The sequence below is a fragment of the Hydrogenophaga sp. LT287 genome (assembly GCF_055702805.1).
In genome coordinates, this window is sequence record NZ_JBVPZC010000025.1 from 22,135 (window position 1) to 39,568 (window position 17,434).

General features: G+C 61.9%; 12 protein-coding genes. 2 read left to right on the forward strand and 10 right to left on the reverse strand.

Annotated features, from left to right (window positions below; all coding sequences use genetic code 11):
• Positions 1 to 12 precede the first annotated feature (12 nt).
• From AC0GNR_RS15465 to ppsA, 5 genes are all read right to left on the reverse strand, one after another.
• Entirely contained in the window at positions 13 to 2,214 is a 2,202-nt protein-coding gene (locus AC0GNR_RS15465; protein ID WP_472901793.1) for a 3'-5' exonuclease, read from the reverse strand.
• Positions 2,211 to 2,585 carry a response regulator transcription factor gene (locus AC0GNR_RS15470; RefSeq protein WP_472901794.1) on the reverse strand — a complete coding sequence of 125 codons (375 nt, stop codon included), beginning with the start codon at positions 2,583 to 2,585 and terminating at the stop codon, positions 2,211 to 2,213. The genes AC0GNR_RS15465 and AC0GNR_RS15470 overlap by 4 nt, the downstream gene beginning before the upstream one ends.
• Before the next feature lie 47 nt (positions 2,586 to 2,632).
• Positions 2,633 to 5,404: an ATP-binding protein gene (locus AC0GNR_RS15475; RefSeq protein WP_472901795.1), complete on the reverse strand. Its 2,772-nt coding sequence runs from the start codon at positions 5,402 to 5,404 to the stop codon at positions 2,633 to 2,635.
• A 72-nt stretch (positions 5,405 to 5,476) separates the two neighbouring features.
• On the reverse strand, positions 5,477 to 5,707 hold the full coding sequence (locus AC0GNR_RS15480) for a hypothetical protein (protein ID WP_472901796.1): 231 nt from the start codon (positions 5,705 to 5,707) through the stop codon (positions 5,477 to 5,479).
• A 153-nt stretch (positions 5,708 to 5,860) separates the two neighbouring features.
• Positions 5,861 to 8,272, reverse strand: coding sequence for a phosphoenolpyruvate synthase (gene ppsA / locus AC0GNR_RS15485; protein ID WP_472901797.1), 2,412 nt, complete (start codon positions 8,270 to 8,272; stop codon positions 5,861 to 5,863).
• 266 nt (positions 8,273 to 8,538) lie between these two features.
• On the opposite strand from ppsA, the gene ppsR reads away from it, so the two are divergent.
• On the forward strand, positions 8,539 to 9,360 hold the full coding sequence (gene ppsR / locus AC0GNR_RS15490; RefSeq protein ID WP_472901798.1) for a posphoenolpyruvate synthetase regulatory kinase/phosphorylase PpsR: 822 nt from the start codon (positions 8,539 to 8,541) through the stop codon (positions 9,358 to 9,360).
• A gap of 90 nt (positions 9,361 to 9,450) precedes the next feature.
• Here ppsR and AC0GNR_RS15495 read toward each other — a convergent pair whose 3' ends face one another.
• The 5 genes from AC0GNR_RS15495 to ahpC form a co-directional block, all read right to left on the reverse strand.
• Complete coding sequence (locus tag AC0GNR_RS15495) at positions 9,451 to 9,945, reverse strand: hypothetical protein (protein WP_472901799.1); 495 nt, start codon at positions 9,943 to 9,945, stop codon at positions 9,451 to 9,453.
• An 86-nt stretch (positions 9,946 to 10,031) separates the two neighbouring features.
• Complete coding sequence (locus tag AC0GNR_RS15500; protein ID WP_472901800.1) at positions 10,032 to 11,882, reverse strand: sodium:solute symporter family protein; 1,851 nt, start codon at positions 11,880 to 11,882, stop codon at positions 10,032 to 10,034.
• 12 nt (positions 11,883 to 11,894) lie between these two features.
• Positions 11,895 to 12,155: a DUF4212 domain-containing protein gene (locus tag AC0GNR_RS15505; protein WP_439114613.1), complete on the reverse strand. Its 261-nt coding sequence runs from the start codon at positions 12,153 to 12,155 to the stop codon at positions 11,895 to 11,897.
• Between the two features lie 316 nt (positions 12,156 to 12,471).
• Positions 12,472 to 14,064 carry an alkyl hydroperoxide reductase subunit F gene (gene ahpF, locus AC0GNR_RS15510; RefSeq protein ID WP_472901801.1) on the reverse strand — a complete coding sequence of 531 codons (1,593 nt, stop codon included), beginning with the start codon at positions 14,062 to 14,064 and terminating at the stop codon, positions 12,472 to 12,474.
• Positions 14,065 to 14,278: 214 nt separating this feature from the next.
• Positions 14,279 to 14,842, reverse strand: a complete 564-nt coding sequence (gene ahpC, locus AC0GNR_RS15515) for an alkyl hydroperoxide reductase subunit C (RefSeq protein WP_472901802.1) — start codon at positions 14,840 to 14,842, stop codon at positions 14,279 to 14,281.
• A 325-nt stretch (positions 14,843 to 15,167) separates the two neighbouring features.
• On the opposite strand from ahpC, the gene AC0GNR_RS15520 reads away from it, so the two are divergent.
• Positions 15,168 to 17,414: a TonB-dependent receptor gene (locus AC0GNR_RS15520; RefSeq protein ID WP_472901803.1), complete on the forward strand. Its 2,247-nt coding sequence runs from the start codon at positions 15,168 to 15,170 to the stop codon at positions 17,412 to 17,414.
• Positions 17,415 to 17,434: the final 20 nt, after the last annotated feature.

Consider the following 17,434-nt stretch of genomic DNA (forward strand, 5'->3'; position numbering starts at 1 on the left):
CGCGGGGGAAGCTCAATACTTCAATCGGGCGTAGTACGTTTGCTGCGCTGCCTCTCGCGCTTCACCCAGCGTGTGGATGCCTTTTTCGGCCAGTAGCGGAATGAGCTTCAGGAACACCTCGGCGGTCACCATGGCGTCACCCATGGCCGTGTGGCGGCCGATGATGGTGACGTTGAAGCGCTCGGCGATGGCCTCCAGGCGGTGTGAATCCTGGTTGGGGTGCACCAGGGCCGACAGCAGCAGCGTGTCGAGCACCGGGTGGTCAAACACCACCCCGCTCTGCTTTTCTTTCAGCTGCAAAAAACGCATGTCAAAAGCGGCGTTGTGGGCCACCAGCACGGTGTCCTGCGCAAAGGCATGAAACGCGGGCAACACCTTTTCAATGGTGGGTTGGCCCACCACCATCTCGGGCTGGATGCCGTGAATGGGTATGGAGGCGGCTGGAATCGTGCGCCGCGGGTCGACCAGTTGTTCAAAACACTCTTGGCGCAACAGCTTGTTGTTGACCACGCGAGCCGCACCAATCTGGATGATCTCGTCGCCCTGCGAAGGGTTCAGGCCGGTGGTCTCGGTATCAAACACCGTGTAGACCAGGTCGCTGAGTCGGCGGTCGTCCAGGGTGCGGGTCTGCTCGGTAGTTTTGAAAAGGTCGAAGTCGTAGTACTCGGGACGGCTTTCGTTCTTGACGAACGCGGCCGCATCGAGCTGCTCCTGCGGGTTGGCCAGCGGCAGCAGAAAACGAAAAAACGCCTGGTGCCGCGAACGCTCGCGCTCAAACCAGAAAGCACCGCCGTGGCGCTCCACCACATCGCGCACCGTCAGGCGCGTGGTTTCGCTGCCCACCTTCATGGCGTCCATTTCCCAGCTCATCACCGTCTCGGTGCTCATGGCCTGGCCCGACCAGATCAGGTCCAGCTGGGCTTTGCCAGGGCTGCCCGTGGCGTTGCCCAGCCGCAGCTGGACAAACCGCACCTCAAACTCGTCGGCCAGGCGCCCCGCCAGGTACACCAGCGCCTGCAGCAGCGAAAAGCTTTCGACCTTGAGCCACACCGCGCCGTCCACGTCGATGGACGAGGCAGGCAGACGGGTAACGGTCTCGATGCGGCGCAGTGCAGCATTCACCAAGTCGGCACCCAGCATGTCTTCCAGCGGCCAGCGGGTCTTCAGGCTGTCGGCCGAACCCGCTTCCAGCGCGCCAATGCGCTGGCTCAGCGAACGCGTTTCATCCCGGATCACGCCCAGGAAACGCTCGCGCATGGCGGGCTCCAGGTCGGGGTAGTCCAGCATGTCAATGGCCGCCTGCATGTTGGCCAGTGCCGAACGGCTGCCCTCGGTGAGGCTGTGCAGCACCTGGTCTTTGGCCGACTCGGCTTCAAAGTCGCTGGTGATGTTGTCGAGCATCAGCACAAAGCCGGTCAGCTCCATGCGGTCGGCCGCGGCTTCGGCCCCTTGTGCTTGCGGTGAGCGCACGGGCGCCATTTGCACCCGCAGCAGCTGCCCGGCTGCGGTGGTGGTCACGAACTGCGCCGACGGCTGCCCTGCCCCGCGCAGCATGCGCTGTTGAATATTTTCAAGCGCGTGGGCGACCAGCTTGCGGTCAAACACGCTGTAAATCGACCGACCCAGACCGATCAGCTCGGCACCACCGGCCACGCCGGGAGCCTGTGAGAGCGCACGAAACTGCATGCGGGCCCGGTTGTTGTACAGCAGCACGCGGCCGTCCAGGTTGCACACCACCACGCTCTGCGTCAGTTCGGACATCAGCGCGGCCAGGCGGCTCTTCTCCTGCTCAATGCCCTGCGCAGCGGCTTGCACCTTGCTGTCCATCTCACGCCGCAGCGCCTCGCGCTGGCCCACCAGCTGGTTGAACAGATCGGCCAGCACGCGGGTTTCCACATTGCCTTTGGGCCGCAGTTCGCGCACCACATCGGTTTTCAGCAGCACCTGGGCTTCTTCGGCCAGCTGCACCGATGGCGTGACCCAGTGGTCAAACCAGCGCTTGAGCCCCCAGGCAATGGCCGCCATGCCCGCGCCCCAGGTCAGCGAAATCAGGGCCAGCCGGTCCCCCAGCAGGCCCCACACCGTTGTGCGCTCGGTCGGCTCCAGCGTTGAGCCCACCAAACCCAGGGTGGCCAGCAACCAGGCCACGGACAACACGGCTGCCACACCGAGCAACCACCACAGCCGACGGTCGGTTTTTTGCTGGGCGCTCATGCAGGCGACCCCAACAGCTCACGCACCTTTTGCACCAGTTCTTTGGTGGAAAACGGCTTGGTCATGTAGGCGTTGGCACCCAGGGCCAAGCCCTTGGCCACGTCGGTATCGCGCCCCTTGGCGGTGAGCATCACGATGAGTGTGTCCCGCACGGCCTCGTTGGCACGCACCTCGTGGCACACATCAAAGCCGGTCTTGATGGGCATCATCACGTCCAGCAACACGAGCGCCGGGCGCTCGCGCAGCACCGCGTCCACCGCCTCCTGCCCATCGCGCGCCACCACCACCTCGTAGCCTTCGCGCTTCATCAAAAATTCCAGCGAGATCAGGATGTTGGGCTCGTCGTCTGCAATCAGTATTTTTTGGCTCATGCCGGTGCTCCTCTGTTTGTTGTGTGCCGCGCTCAGTCCTTCGGGACTCAAGTCGCTGGTGTGTCGGAAGCGACGTTCACCGGAACTTCATGATCGGTGTTCTGTCGCGGCAAGAAAAATCCAAATACAGCGCCCTGCCCCGCGCTCGACTGCAGCCACATGTGCCCGCCAAAGTGCTCCACGATCTGGCGGCTGATGGGCAAACCCAGGCCCGTTCCACCTGGGCGGTAGTGGTCGTCACCCGCCACCTGGCGAAATTTCTCAAACACCATCGCCTGCTGGTCCTGCGCAATGCCCGGACCGTTGTCCTGAACCTCCACCGTGATGCCATCCGTCTCGTCTTTCAAGCGCAGCTGCACCCGCCCCGCGCCGCGCGGCGCGTACTTGGCCGCGTTGGACAGCAGGTTCAGCACCACCTGGGTGATCCGGTCTGCGTCAGCCCACAGCGGCTGTACCACCGGTGGCAACGCCAGCTGCAACACCACGCCGCGTTCCCGGCAGGTTTCGCCCATGGTGGCCGCGGCTTGCTCCAGCAGCTCACGCATGTCCACCTCGGTGTTGTGCCATTCGGCATGACCGGCTTCAATTTTGGCCATGTCCAGCACCTGGTTGACCAACCGGCTCAGCCGCTCGGCTTCCACCACGATGATGCCCAGAAACTGCTGGCGCTGCGCCAGATCCATATTGTCATCGTCGCGCATCAACTCCGACAGCGCCCTGATCGAAGTCAAGGGTGTGCGCAATTCGTGGGTCACCGACGACATGAAATCGTCCTTCATCCGGTCCAGACTCTTCAGCTTTTCGTTGGCCTCGCGCAAGTCGGCGGTGGCCCGCTCCAGCGACTGCGACTTTTCTTCCAGCGCATGGGAATAGGCCCGCAGCTGGGACGCTTCGTCCAGAATGCGCATCACATCGTCCAGGTCCAGCGGCTCTTCTTCCACCACCGAAGCCACCATGACCCGCGCCGATGCGCTGCCGATCGCACCGGTCAATTCGGTCTCAACAAACTGCACCAGGCGGGCGTCGGCGGGTATGGCGTCAATCCCCGCCACCCCCACGCGGCGCGCGTAGTCGGCAAACAGGCGCTGCGCCTGCTCAGCCCCCAGGAAGCGGCCCGCCAGCGGCAGCAGCGCCGACACCTTGGCCCGCCCCTGCCAAAACACCGGCCGCGCACCGGCCTTCCGATTGAACACGTCCACAAACAACAAAGCCTGGCTGGTTTCGCGGGCCGAAGGCGCCCGCCACAGCGACACGCCCACGTAGCCGCCCACGTTGGCCAGCAAGCTCCAGAACAGCGAGTGGGTCAGGTTGTCCAAACCCACCAGGCCCAGAAAGGCTTCGGGCTTGAGCCAAGCCAAACCCCAGGGCCCGTGCTGCAGAAAGTCGGCCGCCAGCCAGCCCGACTTGGCCAGCGAAGGCAGCATCAGGGTGTAGACCCAAAAGGCAAAACCCAGCAACAGACCGGTTAGCGCACCATGGCGTGTGCCGCCCTTCCAGTACATGCCGCCCAGCATGGCGGGCGCAAACTGCGCCACGGCGGCAAAGCTGATGAGCCCGATGCTGACCAGTGCGTAGGCCTCGCCAGCGAGGTGAAAGTACAGGTAGCCCAGCAACAAAATGCCCAAAATGGCCAAGCGGCGAATGGCCAGCAACAGGCCTGTCAGGTCCCCACTGGCGCGCGCGCCGAAGCGCCGCATGCGCAGCAAAATGGGCATCACCAAGTCGTTGCACACCATGGTCGACACCGCGATGGCTTCCACAATCACCATGCCGGTGGCCGCCGACAACCCACCCACAAAGGCAAACAAGGCCAAAGCGTTTTGCCCCTGTGACAACGGCAACGAGAGGATGAAGGTCTCCGGGTCCATGGCACCGGGGCCGAAATGCAGCAGGCCGCCGATGGCGATGGGCAACACAAACAAATTGATCAGCAGCAGGTAGAGCGGAAACGCCCACACCGCACGCCGCAGGTGCTGCTCGTCCACGTTTTCCACCACCATCACCTGAAACTGCCGCGGCAGAAAAATGACCGACAGCATGGCCAGCAGCGTCAGGCCCAGCCACTGGGCATAGGCAAATGGCTGCCCCTGCCCAAACTGCAGCAGGCTGCGCAGCGCTTCCACGGCATGCGCCTGCTCAAACAAGGCGGCAGGGCTGGCAAACAGGCCAAAGCTCACAAACAGCCCCACCGCCAGAAACGCCACCAGCTTCACCACCGACTCGAACGCAATCGCTGCCACCATGCCTTCGTGGCGCTCGGTGCTGTCGAGGTGGCGGGCACCAAACACCATGGTGAAACCCGCCAGCGCCAGCGCCACATACAGCGTGCTGTCGCTCCACCAGTCGGCGCTTTGCACCGCTGGCTGGCCCAGGGGCGAGGTGAGCACCGCGTAGCCGCTGGCAATGGCTTTGAGCTGCAGAGCAATGTAGGGCACGATGCCCACCACGGTGATCAGCGTCACCAGGCCGGCCAGGGTCGGGCTTTTGCCGTAGCGGCTGGCAATGAAGTCGGCAATGGAGGTGATGCGGTAGGTCTTGGCGATGCGGATCATCTTGCGCACCACCATCCAGGCCAGGATCATGGCCAGCATGGGCCCCAGGTAGATCGGCAGGAACCACACCCCGGAATTGGCCGCGCGGCCCACACTGCCAAAGTAAGTCCACGCGGTGCAATACACCGCCATCGACAACGCATACACCCACGGGCTGCCAATGATCGAACGCCCCTGAGACGCCCGCCAGTCGCCGAAATACGCCACCGCAAACAGCAGCAACAGGTAGGCAAACGAGACGCCGATGACGAGCGGGGCAGACAACATGGCAGTGCTACCGGGTCAGAGGCTGGGCGTTTTGGGGTGGCGAGCGGGCATGAGCAAAAGGCTCTCAGCCCCTCAGTCCAAGCGCTCGTGGGGCACAGACGAACGCGAAGACGCGCTGCCCTCCACGACCCAGGCCAGCACCGCAATCAGCAGCGCCCAGATGACAAACAGCGCGAGCGGAAACAACGGCAAGCCCCACACCCGAGCGTCGTGGTCCCACAGGGCGAGCAAGGGAAAGTTCAGCAACGCCCCGCCGGCGAAAAACAGGGCCACCAAGCGCTGTGCGACCAGTCCTTCAAACATGCGTGTCTCCTCGTTGTCGGGCGCGCTCGGTGGACGCACCTTTGTAACGATTGTGCGCCAGGCACTGACCCCCGCCTTACGTTGCAGCGCAACAAAAAAAGCGGCAAGGGTTGCCCCTTGCCGCTTTTTACCGTTGCCGGGTCTACCGGCGCTTTACTTGGCGGTCGATGCCAGCAGCTGCCAGGTGTCCACCACCGAGTCGGGGTTCAGCGAAATGGAGCTGATGCCTTCGTCACGCAACCACTGCGCAAAGTCGGGGTGGTCGCTGGGACCCTGACCACAAATACCCACGTACTTGCCCTGCGCCTTGCAGGCGCCAATGGCGAGCTTGAGCAACGCTTTCACGGCTGGGTCACGCTCGTCGAAGTCTTTGGCCAGCAGCTCCAAACCCGAGTCGCGGTCCAGACCCAGGGTGAGCTGGGTGAGGTCGTTCGAGCCAATGGAGAAGCCGTCAAAAAACTGCAAGAACTCGTTGGCCAGCACAGCGTTGCTCGGGATCTCGCACATCATGATGACCTTGAGCCCGTGCTCACCGCGCTTGAGGCCCTTCTCGGCCAACAGTTCGGTCACGCGTTGCGCCTGGCCGAGCGTGCGCACGAAGGGCACCATCACCTGCACGTTGTCCAGACCCATCTCTTCGCGCACCCGCTTCAAGGCCTCGCACTCCATGGCAAAGGCCTCGCGGAAGTCTTCGCTGATGTAGCGCGCCGCGCCGCGAAAGCCCAGCATCGGGTTTTCTTCATCGGGCTCGTAGCGGCTGCCACCGACCAGCTTGCGGTATTCGTTGCTCTTGAAGTCCGACAGGCGCACGATCACCGGCTTGGGCCAGAAGGCCGCCGCGATGGTGGCCACACCCTCGGCCACCTTGTCCACATAGAAAGCGCGCGGCGAAGCATGGCCGCGGGCCACCGATTCCACCGCATTCTTCAAATCGGCGTCGATGTTCGGGTAGTCCAGGATCGCCTTGGGGTGTACGCCAATGTTGTTGTTGATGATGAATTCCAGGCGCGCCAGGCCCACGCCGCCATTGGGGATCTGGCAAAAATCGAACGCCAACTGGGGGTTGCCCACGTTCATCATGATCTTCACGTCCACCTCGGGCATCGTGCCGCGCTGCACTTCGGTGATCTCGGTTTCCAGCAGGCCGTCGTAGATGTTGCCGGTGTCGCCCTCGGCGCAGCTCACCGTCACCAGCATGCCGTCCTTCAGCTGCTCGGTGGCATCGCCACAGCCCACCACGGCCGGAATGCCCAGCTCGCGCGCAATGATGGCGGCGTGGCAGGTGCGGCCGCCGCGGTTGGTCACGATGGCCGAGGCCCGCTTCATCACCGGTTCCCAGTTCGGGTCGGTCATGTCGGTCACCAACACATCACCGGGTTGCACCTTGTCCATCTCGCTGATGTGGCTCACCAGGCGCACCGGGCCGGTGCCCACTTTTTGGCCAATGGCGCGGCCCGAAGCCAGCACGGCACCCTTGCCTTTGAGCTTGTAGCGCACCTCGGTCTTGCCGGCCGACTGGCTCTTCACCGTTTCGGGGCGGGCTTGCAAAATATAGAGTTGGCCGTCGTTGCCGTCCTTGCCCCACTCAATGTCCATGGGGCGGCCGTAGTGCTGTTCGATCACCAGCGCGTAATGCGCCAGCTGCTCCACGTCGGCGTCGGTCAGGCTGTAGCGGTTGCGCTGCTCCACCGGCACGTCCACAGTTTTCACCAGCTTGCCCTTGAGCGCGCCCTCGTTGGCCTTATCTTCGGCGGTGGTGAAGGTCATCTGAATCAGCTTGCTGCCCAGGTTGCGGCGAATCAGCGCGCGCTTGCCGGCTTTCAGCATGGGCTTGTGCACGTAAAACTCGTCGGGGTTCACGGCGCCCTGCACCACCGTCTCACCCAGGCCGTAGCTGGAGGTGATGAACACCACGTCTTCAAAACCCGACTCGGTGTCGATGGTGAACATCACGCCGGCCGCGCCGGTGTCGGAGCGCACCATGCGCTGCACGCCGGCCGAGAGCGCCACGTCGGCGTGGGCAAACCCCTTGTGCACGCGGTAGCTGATGGCGCGGTCGTTGTACAGCGAGGCAAACACCTCTTTCATCTTGTGCAGCACTTCGTCGATGCCGTGCACGTTCAAAAAGGTTTCCTGCTGGCCGGCAAACGAGGCGTCGGGCAGGTCTTCGGCGGTGGCCGACGAGCGCACCGCAAAGGTGGCTTTGTCGTTGTCACCCACCAGCGTGGTGAACGCATCGCGAATGGCTTTTTCCAGGTCGGCGGGAAACGGCTGGTTTTCCACCATGGCGCGGATCTCGGCACCGGCTTCAGCCAGCGCGCGCACGTCTTCGGTGTCCAGCGCATCCAGGCGCGCGTTGATGCGATCGGTCAGGCCGTCGAACTGCAGAAACTCGCGAAACGCGTGGGCGGTGGTCGCAAAGCCGGTGGGCACTTTCACGCCGCTGGGCAGCTGCGAGATCATTTCACCCAGGCTGGCATTTTTGCCGCCCACAGAATCCACATCGGTCATCCGCAGATGCTCGAAAGGCACGACCAGATCGGTCGGGGCAAACAGGTTGGACATGGAAAGACTCCTCAAGGTTAAAAAACCGGGGGCTCCACGCACCAGCTAAAGACCTGTAATTCTGTTGTGGGTCTGGCACCGGGCAAAGGGGCTGAATCTGGGGGCCGTAACCCGGATAATGGTCACCGGCCGCAACCCGTGATTGTAGGGTGCATGCCCCGGATGAGGCGGCCACCTAGCCTGCAGGCGCGTGAAAGCCACGGCGGCAGGGTTTGAATTTTTCGCAATCCTGCAGTCCTCCCTTTTCGCCCATACCCGGTACCACCATGCCCAACCGAACGGTCTTTTTCATCTCTGACGGCACCGGCATCACCGCCGAAACCTTTGGTAACGCCATATTGGCGCAGTTTGAAGCGCCCGTTCGGCGGGTGCGCCTGCCCTTCATTGACAGCGTGGACAAGGCCCACCAGGCCATACGGCAGATCAACCACACAGCCGAGGTGGAGGGCAAAAGGCCGCTGGTGTTCACCACCGTGGTCAACATGGATGTGCTTCGGGTGGTGAAGGAACACTGCCAGGGCATGTTGCTGGACATGTTCGGCACCTTTGTCGAGCCCATGGAACAAGAGCTGGGCATCAAGTCCAACCACCGGGTAGGCCGCTTTTCAGACGCCTCAAAAAGCCAGGCCTACAACGACCGGATCGAAGCCATCAACTTTTCCCTGGCGCACGACGACGGCCAGAGCCACCGCGACCTGCAGGGCTCCGACGTGATCCTGGTGGGCGTGAGCCGCAGCGGGAAAACGCCCACATCGCTTTACCTGGCGATGCAGTACGGGCTGAAGGCGTCGAACTACCCGCTGATTCCTGAAGACTTTGAACGCCGAAAGCTGCCGCCGGCGCTCGTGCCCCACCGCAAAAAAATCTTCGGGCTCACGATTGCACCCGAGCGGTTGAGCGAAATTCGCAACGAACGCCGCCCCAACTCGCGCTACGCCAGCCTGGAAAACTGCCGCATGGAGATCAGCGAGGCCGAGGGCATGATGCGCCGCGAAGGCATTCGATGGCTGTCCACCACCACCAAGTCGATCGAAGAGATCGCCACCACGATCCTGCAAGAAATTCAACCGGATCGGCTGGTGTACTGATCCCTGTCGCGGCGGCGCTGCGTGTGTGGCGCAGCGCCCGGGCACATCACCGACAAGCCCACCCCGCAGCACCGGCTGGGCAGACCTGCTTCACTGGGTCTCTTTGCTGGCCGCCGGCTTCTTTTTGGGCCCCAATCCGTGTGCCTGGCGACCCAGTGCGAAGGAGGCAAATAGCTTGACCCACAGCGTCACGCCGGCAATGGCAACCCAGTCTTCCGAAGCCAGCGCCTGGAAACCCAGCACTGCGACCAGCAACACCACCAGCACCACGCCGCCGATCATGTTGATGGCCATCTCATAGGGCGCGTATTTCTCGGCATTGGGCGGCGGCAAGCCTTTCTTGAGAGCGACCTCGGAAAAATCGCGCTTCACCAAAATACGGTAAGCCCGGCGCAGCCAAAAGAAGCTCACTGGGAACAAGGCCAACAAAAATATCCAGTTGAATATAAAAACGCTCGGCAAGTGCATCCGATAAGTCCTTGTTAAAAACAGCCAGCAGATGTGCTGTGCGCAAACGGCCGATCCGACGGGCTGTGCACAACAAACCTTGGGGGACAAGCCGGCGGGTACCGGATTGTCCTCCATGAAAAAAGCCCCGCCAGCGAACCAGCGGGGCCAGGATTCAGACCCGGTGCCCAACCATTGCTGGGCGCCCGGTCTTTCCGTTCAACTTAGTGGCCAGTGGCCGTGCCAGCGCCCTTGGGCACGCGCACCGACTCCACCAGTTCCTGGATGTGCTTAGGCACTGGAGAGCCCATTTTGCTCACCACGTAGGCCACTGCAAAGTTCACCAGAGCACCCACGGTACCGAAGGCCTCGGGGGTGATCGTGAAGAACGAGTTGGCACCACCGATCAGGTCGAGGTAGTCGGTGCCCTTCACGAAGAAGATGCCCTTGTGTGCGAACACATAGAACAACACCACGAACAAGCCTGACAACATACCGGCGATGGCGCCCTTGTCGGTGATGGTGCGGCTGAAAATGCCCATCATCAGCGCAGGGAAGATCGTGGACGCTGCAATACCGAAGGCCAGAGCCACGGTACCGGCCGCGAAGCCCGGCGGGTTCAGACCCAGCCAGCCTGCCACGAAAATAGCCACTGCCATGGCGATCTTGCCGGCAATCAGTTCGTTCTTCTCGCTGATGTCAGGGTTGATAGCACCCTTGATCAGGTCGTGGGACACGGCGGACGAAATGGCCAGCAGCAAACCTGCAGCGGTAGACAGCGCAGCGGCCAGGCCACCAGCAGCCACCAGAGCGATCACCCAGTTAGGCAGCAGAGCAATTTCCGGGTTGGCCAGCACGATGATGTCGGCGTTCACGGTCAACTCGTTGCCCTTCCAGCCGGCAGCTTCTGCCTTGCCTTTGGCGGCTTCGTTCTTGGTCTTGTCGTTGTAGTACTGAATGCGGCCGTCGCCGTTCTTGTCTTCCCACTTCAGCAGGCCGGTTTTTTCCCAGCGCTTCATCCAGTCAGGACGCTGCTCGTAAACCAGGCTGGCTTCGGTGGCGTACAGGTCGCCATTGGCTTTCACCACGTCGGCGTCCACTTCAATGCCGTTGGCGGTCTGCTTCAGACCCACAGCGCTGTTCACGGTGCCGTGCAGGTTCAGCTTGGCCATGGCGCCCACAGCCGGAGCGGTGGTGTACAGCAAAGCAATGAACACCAGCGCCCAGCCGGCGGACGAACGGGCGTCAGCCACTTTTGGCACGGTGAAGAAGCGCACGATCACGTGGGGCAGACCGGCGGTACCGATCATGAGCGACACGGTGTAGAAGAACATGTTCAGCGTCGAGCCGGCGCTGGTGGTGGTGTACTGGCCAAAGCCCAGATCGGTCACCACTTGGTCCAGCTTGGTCAGCAGCGAAATGTCGGTACCGGCCAAGTCAGAACCCAGGCCCAGCTGTGGCAAGAAGTTGCCCGACAGGTTCAGGGAGATGAAGAACGCTGGCACCAGGTAGGCCGCGATCAGCACGCAGTACTGAGCCACCTGGGTGTAGGTGATGCCCTTCATGCCGCCGAACACCGCGTAAGCAAACACGATGGCCATACCGATGTAAATGCCTTGCTCGCTGGACACGCCCAGGAAGCGCGCAAACGTCACGCCCACGCCGGTCATCTGACCAATGATGTAGGTGAGCGAAGCCACCAGCAGACACAACACGGCCACGTTGCGGGCGGCCTTCGAGTAGAAGCGGTCGCCAACGAACTCAGGCACGGTGAACTTGCCAAACTTGCGCAGGTACGGCGCCAGCAACATGGCCAGCAACACGTAGCCGCCAGTCCAGCCCATCAGGAACACGGCGCCGCCGTAGCCCATGTTGGAGATCAGACCCGCCATGGAGATGAACGAAGCCGCCGACATCCAGTCAGCAGCCGTGGCCATACCGTTGGTGATCGGGTGCACGCCACCGCCAGCCACGTAGAACTCGGACGTGCTGCCCGCGCGTGCCCAGAAGGCGATGCCGAGGTAGAGCGCGAAGCTCAACCCGACGAAAATGTAAATAGTGGTTTGGAGTTCCATCTTGGTCTTCCTTTAGTCTTCTTGCATGCCGAACTTGCGGTCGATCTTGCCCATCGCGCTGGCGTAGTAAAAGATCAGCGCAATAAAGATGTAGATCGAGCCTTGCTGGGCGAACCAGAAGCCAAGCGGGTAACCGCCAAGACTGATGTTGTTCAGAACGCCAACGAACAGGATGCCTGCTCCGTAAGACACGATGAACCAGATGATCAGCACCTTGGTCAGCAGACCAAGCGTGGCAGACCAGTAGGCCTTTGCGTTGCTATCAGTTGTCATGAAAGCCATCTCCTCAAAGTGATGCTTTTGCTGTTTCGACGGCTTGCGCCGCCACGTTTTGCATGCCAATTCCCGTGCGGTTGTTGGCATTACGGGGGCGACTGTGGATCCGCTTCCTTACAGCTAAATTGCTGATCGGGGCCCGCCAGCATGGCCCTAGGGTAAGCCCCTAGCAAATAGATCACATTCGAGCGCGGCCTCCGCGCCCGCACCGGTTGCGGCGCCCGTTCAAACGCAAAAAAGGGCTTCGGTTTCCCGAAGCCCTTTTTTGCGTTTGAACCGTCGCGCCCTGCCTCAGAGCGCGGCGCGCCACCCGTCAGGCCATGGCAGCTTCCGCTGGAGCCACCGCCGCCACGGGCTGGCGAATCAGGTAGTCAAACGCGCTGAGCGCGGCCTTGGAGCCCTCGCCTGCGGCGATCACGATCTGCTTGTAAGGCACCGTGGTGCAATCGCCAGCGGCAAACACGCCGGGCACATCGGTGTGGCCCTTGGCGTCCACCACGATCTCGCCGAAGCGGCTCAGTTCGACCGTGCCTTTCAGGAACTCGGTGTTGGGAACCAAGCCGATCTGCACGAATACGCCTTCCAGCGGTACCAAATGTTCTTCATTCGTCGCGCGGTCCTTGTACTTCAGGCCGTTGACCTTGCCGTCGGCACCGGTGATCTCGGTGGTCTGGGCGTTCACGTGGATGGTCACGTTGGGCAGGCTTTTCAGCTTGCTCACCAGCACGGCGTCGGCCTTGAGCTGGTCGGCGAATTCCACCAGCGTGACGTGGGCCACGATGCCGGCCAGGTCAATGGCCGCCTCCACGCCAGAGTTGCCACCGCCAATGACCGCCGTGCGCTTGCCCTTGAACAGCGGGCCGTCGCAATGTGGGCAGTAGGCCACGCCTTTGTTTTTGTATTCCTGCTCGCCGGGCACGTTCACATTGCGCCAGCGTGCGCCGGTGGACAGGATCACGCTGCGCGCCTTCAGCTCGCCGCCGTTGGCCATCTGCACCGTCACCAGACCACCCGGCTCTTCAGCGGGGATGATCTTGTCGGCTCGCTGCAGGTTCATGATGTCCACCTCGTAGTGGCGCACCTGGGCTTCCAGCGCCGCAGCGAACTTGGGTCCGTCGGTCTCCAGCACCGAAATGTAGTTTTCGATGGCCATGGTGTCGTTGGTCTGGCCGCCAAAGCGCTCGGCTGCCACACCCACGCGAATGCCTTTGCGGGCGGCGTACACCGCCGCTGCCGCACCGGCTGGGCCACCACCCACGATCAGCACGTCAAACGGGTCCTTGGCGTTGAGCTTGGCGGCTTCGCGGTCGCCCGACTTGGTGTCCAGCTTGGCCACGATCTCTTCCACCGTCATGCGGCCGGAGCCAAACACCTGGCCATTCAGGAACACCATGGGCACGGCCATGATCTGGCGCTCGTTCACTTCTTGCTGGAAGGCGCCGCCTTCAATCACCACGGTTTTGACCTTGGGGTTGAAGATCGCCATCAAAGAGAGCGCCTGCACCACGTCCGGGCAGTTGTGGCAGCTCAGAGACATGTAGACCTCGAAGCTGAAGTCACCGTCCAGGGACTTGATGGTGTCAATCACGTCGGCATCTACCTTGGGCGGGTGGCCGCCCGTCCACAGCAGCGCCAGCACCAACGAAGTGAACTCGTGGCCCAGCGGCAGGCCGGCAAAACGCACGCCCTGGGTTTCACCGGCGCGGGCCACCACGAAAGACGGCTTGCGCGCATCGTCGCCCGAAGTGTCCAGCGTGACCTTGTCGGACAGCGACACGATGTCGTCGAGCAGACCGCGCATCTCGATGCCTGTGTCGCTGTCGTCCAGCGAAGCGATCAGCTGGATCGGCTGGCGCAGCATACCGAGGTACTGCTGCAACTGCGATTTGAGGGTGGCGTCAAGCATGTTGAACTCCTGAAAAGAAAATTAAGGTGCGGAAGGCCGCTGGTGCATGGGCCTGCAAGCAAGCCCATGAGGCAGCGGTGCTGCCAATGGCAAGAAAACAAATCTGCGCCGGAGCGAAGTGTCTGAGCCAAGAACGCCGCGGAACCGGCTTTGCCGGGCCGCCAGCGTTGCCCCCTTGAGGGGGTGACGCGCCGCAGGCGCGGCGCGGGGGTGCTTAGATCTTCCCGACGAGTTCCAGCGAAGGAGCGATCGTCTTGGCGCCTTCGTTCCACTTGGCTGGGCACACTTGGCCGGGGTTGGCGGCGGTGTACTGGGCGGCCTTCAGCTTGCGCAGGGTTTCCTTGACGTCGCGGGCGATTTCGTTGGAATGGATCTCGGCGGTCTTGATGATGCCGTCGGCGTTGATCACGAACGTGCCGCGCAGGGCCAGACCTTCTTCAGGAATGTGCACACCAAACGCGTTGGTCAGGGTGTGGGTTGGGTCGCCCACCAGAGGGAACTTGGCCTTGCCCACGGCGGGGCTGGTTTCGTGCCACACCTTGTGCGAGAAGTGGGTGTCGGTCGTGACGATGTAGACCTCGGCGCCGGCTTTCTGGAACTCGGCGTAGTTGTCAGCAGCGTCTTCCACTTCGGTCGGGCAGTTGAAGGTGAACGCGGCCGGCATGAAGATCAGGACCGACCACTTGCCTTTCAGGCTTTCGTCAGAGACTTCAATGAACTTGCCGTTGTGGAAAGCCTGGGTTTTGAAAGGCTGGACTGCGGTATTGATCAGAGACATGGAGTTTCCTAGGTTGGTTAAAAAGATTGAAGAAACGCTTCGCTTTGTGGCGATGAACGAATCATAGCTCAAAACTATTGATTATCTTTATTGATAGTCTCTATACACCTCATAGATTTTGTTGCTATGCAACATACAAAGCCGAAAAACCTCTGGAGCAGTCCCACTCGCTCTGTGTGGCGACTGCGCGACAAGCGATCCGAAACCAATTTATCTTATTGCGAATCGTTCGCATTTCTTATACAGTTACATTCTCCAGCCAGCCACAGCGCCGCATGCCGTGCGTTCCAGCCAGCCGAAAACCTGATCGACTGCCAACGCAACCATGTCCAACCGGAAAAACCGCTTCAGCCCCGTCCCTGCCCAAAAAGCCAACTCGACCCCATCCCCACAAGCGAAAAGCAACGCCGCCTTGCTGCCCCTGGGGGCCATGCTGCTGGCCGGGTCTGTCGGTGCCATGGCACAAACCGCACCCGATGGGTCCGAAAAAACGCTGTCAACCGTGGTGGTGCGCGAGCAGGCTGAAACGCCCCAGTCCAAAAACAACCTGCGCGCCACCGAAAGCACCATCGGCAAAGGCCAGCAAGCGCTGCGCGACATTCCGCAGTCGGTCACGGTGATGACCGAGATGCTGCTGAACGACCGCAACCTGGACGATTTCCGGGAAGTGCTCAAAACCACCGCTGGCGTCACCTTTCTGGCCGGGGAAACCGGCGAAGAGGACGTGCGCATGCGGGGGTTTTCGCTTGGCCAGGCAGGTGATATTTACGTGGACGGCCTGCGGGACGCACCGCTGATCGAGCGGGACACCTTCAACCACGACCGGGTTGAAATCCTCAAAGGCTCGGCCTCCATGCTGTTTGGCAAAGGCTCCACCGGCGGTGTGGTCAACCAGGTCAGCAAACAACCGTTTCTGATGGACCAGCACGAGGTGAACCTGACGGTGGGCACCGGCAAAGAAGGCCGCCTCACCGGCGACTTCAACATCAAGACGGGCGACGACGCAGCCCTGCGGCTCAACGCGATGCTGCACAGCGCCGAGAACGACGGCGCCACCGTGAACAAAAAAGGCATTGCACCCACCTACCGCTGGGGTATTGGCTTGAAAGATGAGTTCTCCGTGGGGCTGTACCACCTGGAAACCGATGGCACGCCGCTTTACAACCACCCCTGGTTCATCGTCAACAACGAGATCGTGGCCAGCCTGCCGGCCAGCAACTACTACGGCCTGGCGAGTGATTACCTGAAGACCGAAAGCACCTACGCCACCTTCAGCCACCTGCACCGGTTTGACCCAAACAGCCAACTCAAGACCCAGGTGCGGCACGGAACCTATCAGCGTGACCTGTGGGCCAGTGTGGTGCGCTTCGCTTCGGGCACCACCATCGACAACCTGAACGACGCCACGGTCATCACCCGCACGCCCAAAGGCCGGGTGGGCATCAGCGACCTGACGCAGGTTCAGAGCGATTACACCAACCGGTTTTCCGCGTTCGGCAAACAGCACAACCTGATGGCTGGCGTGGACCTGTCTTACGAGAACGCCCAGCGCAACAACAGCTTTGCCGGCACACCGAGCGGCTTGACCACCCTGGTCGGTACGCCCAACGACGGCGCGGTCAGCACCGTGGTGCGTGGCGATCTGCTGCTTAACACGTTCAAGGCCAGCGGCGTTGGCCTGTACCTGCAGGACACGGTGGAGATCACCCGCCAGCTCAAGCTGCTGGGCGGCCTGCGCTACGACAAATTCAAAGGCGCTTACCGCGACACCGCCGGCAACAGCAAAGAGATCAGCGAAGGTTTGTGGAGTCCGCGCCTGGGCGTGCTGTTCCAGCCCAGCACCACCGCGTCTTACTACGCCTCAGCCGGCACTTCGTACAACACCTCGGGCGACACCTACCAGTTTGCACTGGGCAGCTTTGCACCCGGGAGCAACAACGACAAACTGTCCAACACGCCACCGGAGAAGAGCCGAAACATCGAAATCGGTGGCAAGTTTGAGTTGTTTGAAGACCGTGCAAGCTTGGGCGTGGCCTTGTTCCGTTCCGAGAAATTCAACGAGCGCAACACCGATTCAGACACAGCTGCCACGCAATACCTGCTCTCAGGCAAGCGCCACGCCACCGGGATGGAATTCAACCTGTCGGGCCGCATCAACCCGAAATGGGACATTTTCTACAACCACACCTGGATTCCAAGCGCCCGCATTGACGAAAGCAACGTAGCACCCAACGGGACAGGCACAGGGGCGCAAGTAGCCGGCGACCGCCCCGCACTCACGCCCAAGCACAGCGCCAGCTTGTGGACCACCTACCGCGTAACGCCCCGGGTGCGCATGGGCGCGGGCCTGAACTACCGTGGGGAGCAAAACCCCGAAGGCCAGCGCTCGCTGGTGGCCAAGGCCTTTGCCACCGCCGACGCGATGGTCGAGGTCACGGTGTCGGACAGCACCTCCGTCAAGCTCAACGTGACCAACCTGACCGACAAGCTGTATGCCGACTCGCTGTACCGGGGTTTCTATGTGCCGGGTGCTGCGCGCAGTGTCCAGTTGAGCCTGAAGACCTTGTTCTGAACGTCCCCCAAGCCCACGGC

Bases quoted from the DNA above. Each gene is read 5' to 3' on its own strand.
- AC0GNR_RS15465 (WP_472901793.1), bottom strand. From the start codon at position 2,214: ATGAGCGCCCAGCAAAAAACCGACCGTCGGCTGTGGTGGTTGCTCGGT.
- AC0GNR_RS15470 (WP_472901794.1), bottom strand. From the start codon at position 2,585: ATGAGCCAAAAAATACTGATTGCAGACGACGAGCCCAACATCCTGATC.
- AC0GNR_RS15475 (WP_472901795.1), bottom strand. From the start codon at position 5,404: ATGTTGTCTGCCCCGCTCGTCATCGGCGTCTCGTTTGCCTACCTGTTG.
- AC0GNR_RS15480 (WP_472901796.1), bottom strand. From the start codon at position 5,707: ATGTTTGAAGGACTGGTCGCACAGCGCTTGGTGGCCCTGTTTTTCGCC.
- ppsA (WP_472901797.1), bottom strand. From the start codon at position 8,272: ATGTCCAACCTGTTTGCCCCGACCGATCTGGTCGTGCCTTTCGAGCAT.
- ppsR (WP_472901798.1), top strand. From the start codon at position 8,539: ATGCCCAACCGAACGGTCTTTTTCATCTCTGACGGCACCGGCATCACC.
- AC0GNR_RS15495 (WP_472901799.1), bottom strand. From the start codon at position 9,945: ATGGAGGACAATCCGGTACCCGCCGGCTTGTCCCCCAAGGTTTGTTGT.
- AC0GNR_RS15500 (WP_472901800.1), bottom strand. From the start codon at position 11,882: ATGGAACTCCAAACCACTATTTACATTTTCGTCGGGTTGAGCTTCGCG.
- AC0GNR_RS15505 (WP_439114613.1), bottom strand. From the start codon at position 12,155: ATGACAACTGATAGCAACGCAAAGGCCTACTGGTCTGCCACGCTTGGT.
- ahpF (WP_472901801.1), bottom strand. From the start codon at position 14,064: ATGCTTGACGCCACCCTCAAATCGCAGTTGCAGCAGTACCTCGGTATG.
- ahpC (WP_472901802.1), bottom strand. From the start codon at position 14,842: ATGTCTCTGATCAATACCGCAGTCCAGCCTTTCAAAACCCAGGCTTTC.
- AC0GNR_RS15520 (WP_472901803.1), top strand. From the start codon at position 15,168: ATGTCCAACCGGAAAAACCGCTTCAGCCCCGTCCCTGCCCAAAAAGCC.